The organism is Bacillus cereus group sp. BfR-BA-01379 (assembly GCF_022663605.1).
Classification (GTDB): domain Bacteria; phylum Bacillota; class Bacilli; order Bacillales; family Bacillaceae_G; genus Bacillus_A; species Bacillus_A mobilis.
Genome location: NZ_JAKUFT010000148.1, coordinates 1 through 4,088, shown reverse-complemented (window position 1 = coordinate 4,088; position 4,088 = coordinate 1). Strand labels below are relative to the sequence as shown.

The following is a 4,088-nucleotide window of genomic DNA, read 5'->3' as shown; positions in this document are numbered from 1 at the left end:
CGATACGATTTATTTCATTAATAAACCGATCTACTTTCCCATACCACATTGTATCTTTTGCCTCTTTACGAGTTTCAAATAAATAAGATTGCATATCATAATCAATACCTTTCATAAGATCGTCTACATACGTACGAAGATTATCATTGTATTGTTTTAAAATATTAGCTGCGTATTGAACCGTTTCTACATCACTTGAAGCATTACTGATTAATTTACCGTATGCCGATACGACTGAATCTTGCTCATATGTACCGAGCTTAAAGTTTGGATTTGCTGCGATTGCTTTTAAAGCTGGTAAACATTTATCCTGGAAGCTTCTCTCATTTAAATCACTTAATTCATTATTGTAAAATGCAAGATAAAAAGCTGAACGTAACACTTCCGTAAACGTTTGAATTCCTTTTGAATCATCTTTCGTAAATGTACTACCTCGATGAGCTAATTCATCTATAACTACTTGCATTTTTCCTTTATCTTTATAAAAAGCCTTTACATCTTCATTGAACTGGAATAAGTCTGTAATTTGATTCCACTTAATACTTCCTAGTGTTTCAACTAATTCTTGATCATTCATTTTATTTAAATCAGCCATTGAATAGCTTTCTTTCATTTGCTTTACTTCTGAGCTCTTCATAATAGATGCTGGTCGCTGCGAGAAGTCTCCTACTTGTAACCGTTCTTTAAACGATAATGTCTCCTCTGCTTTAGAAACGTGCCCAATCTCATCTACTGGCTTTTCAATTCCAACCGGTTTCGAATGCAATACATTATATGGCACCTTTTCTTCTGCTGATACATGAGTTTGAATTGCCCCCAGTGATAGAGCCATTGTACTAATGCTAAGCATTATTTTATTAATTTTTGATTTCTTGTTCATATCCTTGCCCCCTATTTAAATATTCCATCCAAGAATTTAACATAAAATCTAGATATAAAAATATAAAATGCAATATTTCATATTATTTCTTCTTACATTTTGTACATATCGTGAACAACCTCTCCTTTATCTAACCTCCAATAGGTATGAATCTATAGCGATTAAACAGTCCTTTTTCATGCATTAAAAAGGGAATATTTTGACAATTAAACTTTTAATTGTTATGATTAATATAATTGTTAACTTTATTAAACAAGGGTGGGATTCTATGATAAAAAAAGAGAACAGTGTATTTTATATCTCCATCTTGCTAACAACATTATTCATCATATGGGGAATTAGCCCGGCAAGTTGGATACAAGGCTATGATTTACAAAGTGTTACATCTTCCTTAAATTCATTTATCCTCAATAAATTTGGATGGTTTTACTCTCTACTTATGACCGCAATGATTATTTTAGCCACTTATTTAGCATTTTCTAAGTACGGTTCTATTCGTCTTGGTAAAGATGAAGAAAAACCAAAGTATAGTTATCCATCTTGGCTATCTATGTTGTTTGGAGCAGGAATGGGAATTGGACTCCTCTTTTATGGAATCGCTGAACCAATTTCACATTTTACAGATCCATTAACAGGAAAAGCAGGTACAGAGGAAAGCGCCAAGCTCGCTATGCAATATTCATTTTTCCACTGGGGTCTCTTTCCATGGTCACTATACGCAATGGTTGCTTTAACAATTGCATATTTCACATTCCGCAAACAAAAAGGTAGCACAATTGGGGCTACAGTTACTCCATTATTTAATCGATCGAAAAATTCTCCTATCGGAAAAACAGTCGATATTTTAGCTGTTTTAGCCACAGTATTCGGTATTGTGCCATCTGTTGGGATTGGTGCTCAACAAATCGCCGGAGGATTAAGCTATTTATTCCCTTCTATTCATAACACTTTACTTACACAGCTCGTACTTATCGCCATCTTCGCTGTTTTATATTTAACAAGCGCACAAACGGGCTTAGATCGTGGGATTAAATATTTGAGTAACTTAAATTTCTCTCTTGCAGGTATATTACTCATCTCCTTTTTACTTTTAGGACCAACTGTATTTATTATGAAATATTTCACATCTACACTCGGTTCTTATATCGGATCTTTACCTAGTATGGGATTAAATTTAGGAGCATTTAATGAAAAATCTTCTTCTTGGATTGAAAACTGGACTATTTTCTATTGGGGATGGTGGATCTCTTGGTCTCCATTCGTCGGTACATTCATCGCTCGTATTTCTAAAGGGCGCACAATAAAAGAATTTATTATTGGAGTTGTATTAGTCCCAACTCTTATCTGTACATTTTGGTTTGCAGTATTTGGCGGTACCGCTATCCATATGGAAATGTTCCAATCGCTTGGAATAGCTGATGAAATCGCAAAAAACGGTACAGAGATTGGATTATTTGCTGTTATTTCACACCTACCATTCTCTACATTTTTAACGGTTATCGGGTTAATTTTAGTAGCCACATTTTTCGTTACTTCTGCCGACTCGGCAACGTTTGTTGTTTCAATGCAAACGAGTAACGGAAGCTTATCACCGAAAAATAGTTTAAAACTTATATGGGGATTAACAATCGCGATCATTGCAGCTCTTTTATTACAAGCTGGAGGATTAAATGCACTACAAATTGCAGCTATAATCGCAGCACTACCATTTTCTATCGTAGTCGTTCTTATGGTTACTTCGCTCTTTAAAGAGCTGCGAAAAGAAGATGTTAATTCGCAAACGAAAGAAGTTCCGAAAAAAATAAAAAAAGTTATGTAAAGATTAGCACCCGAATCCATTATTACTGAGGGCGGCAAAGTAAATTAAATAAAACCCATTCGTATGAATTATAATCTTCATACGAATGGGTTTTTACTCTATTATATAGTGTTGTAAACATGCTTTCTCCTCAAAACCTACTTTCTTGTACAATTTCATCGCACGATCATTATTCGTATTCAAACATAGTTCTATCTCTCTCATCCCTTGGAAGGAGAAAATATACTGAATTGCCGATTGTAATAAGCGCTCTCCGACACCTTTTCTTCTACTATTTTCAGCAGTTGCAATAAATTCGATATTCGCTTCTTGAAACTCCGCATTTACTTCAACATATACGTAACCTTCTAACTTATCATTCTTCATACTTACAAATAATTTATTCGTATCACTTAAACGTTCGATAATTTCATTTCCTTCATAATACGTATTAGGAAAAACATTATTGTGTAAAGAGATAAACTTCTCAAATACTTTTGGTAAAGCTTCTTCTACATTACATATACTACGTTCTTCCACAGTATTATGGCTTAAACTAAAAATACTATGTCGATCTTGTTCTTTTGCATGTAAATCCTTCATTAAGCGGGCACAATTATTATTTTCCACATGATAAAAACCATAAAACTTTTCAATATAAAAAGGCATCTTTTCTATAAGCTCTTCCCACATATGTAAAGCAACTTCTTCCCAATTTGCTGAAAGAATAAACGGTCCCCAAATTTCTGCACACTTTTTTACTTCATCCACATCAAATCCTAATACACCTATTAAATTATTATTCTCATAAGTAGCAACAAAAGATTGTTCCCATCCTATATCCGAAAAATCATGGATAATTGTCTGTAACAACTCCTCTTTCTCGTCTCCACAATAACCAACATGATGAGTAGCGTCTTTATTTACAGTTGCAATAAATGACGCAATCTCTTCAACCTTTAAAATAGTACTAACATACATAACCTCTCCTCCTTCTCTAATACATTTACACTTTTTCCATTTATATCCTTCAAAAAAAAGACATTATCATAAGCATATTTCAAAATGAAATCGCCATAATAATGTCTTCTCAAAAAATTATATAACTATTTTTCGTTATAATAAGATAAAACGTTTTTATTTCTTAAATAGTCTCTTTCTAAATACAAACATACTTAATGATGAAAGAACTAGCGCTAGGCCACCAAATAAAGATACATTATTTTCTTGCCCACCTGTTGCTCCTAATGATTTTTTGCTTTCTTCTTGCTTATTAACAGCTTGATTATTTTCTTTCACGTTTTGATTCTCTACTACTTTTTCTTTCACAACTTGATTATTCACGCTTTGTTCTTGAACTACTGCTGATTGGTTTACTGCGTCTTTTGATCCTTCAACTTCTTTTGTTGG

The 4,088-nt window shown here is 33.3% G+C and carries 4 protein-coding genes; 1 reads left to right on the top strand and 3 read right to left on the bottom strand.

Features of this window, described 5'->3' with window-relative positions:
- A partial coding sequence (locus MR113_RS26915; protein WP_242257450.1) for a M9 family metallopeptidase N-terminal domain-containing protein occupies positions 1-880 on the bottom strand: 880 nt, incomplete at its 3' end.
- A 268-nt stretch (positions 881-1,148) separates the two neighbouring features.
- On the opposite strand from MR113_RS26915, the gene opuD reads away from it, so the two are divergent.
- Positions 1,149-2,699 carry a glycine betaine transporter OpuD gene (opuD, locus tag MR113_RS26910; protein ID WP_242257449.1) on the top strand — a complete coding sequence of 517 codons (1,551 nt, stop codon included), beginning with the start codon at positions 1,149-1,151 and terminating at the stop codon, positions 2,697-2,699.
- 93 nt (positions 2,700-2,792) lie between these two features.
- Here the strand turns inward: opuD and MR113_RS26905 are convergent, their stop codons facing one another.
- The gene (locus tag MR113_RS26905; RefSeq protein WP_242257448.1) at positions 2,793-3,659 is read right to left on the bottom strand and encodes a GNAT family N-acetyltransferase; all 867 of its coding nucleotides are present in this window, start codon (positions 3,657-3,659) and stop codon (positions 2,793-2,795) included.
- A gap of 156 nt (positions 3,660-3,815) precedes the next feature.
- A partial coding sequence (locus MR113_RS26900) for an LPXTG cell wall anchor domain-containing protein (RefSeq protein ID WP_242257447.1) occupies positions 3,816-4,088 on the bottom strand: 273 nt, incomplete at its 5' end.

Coding starts and splice junctions, on each gene's coding strand:
- opuD (WP_242257449.1), top strand. CDS start 1,149: ATGATAAAAAAAGAGAACAGTGTATTTTATATCTCCATCTTGCTAACA.
- MR113_RS26905 (WP_242257448.1), bottom strand. CDS start 3,659: ATGTATGTTAGTACTATTTTAAAGGTTGAAGAGATTGCGTCATTTATT.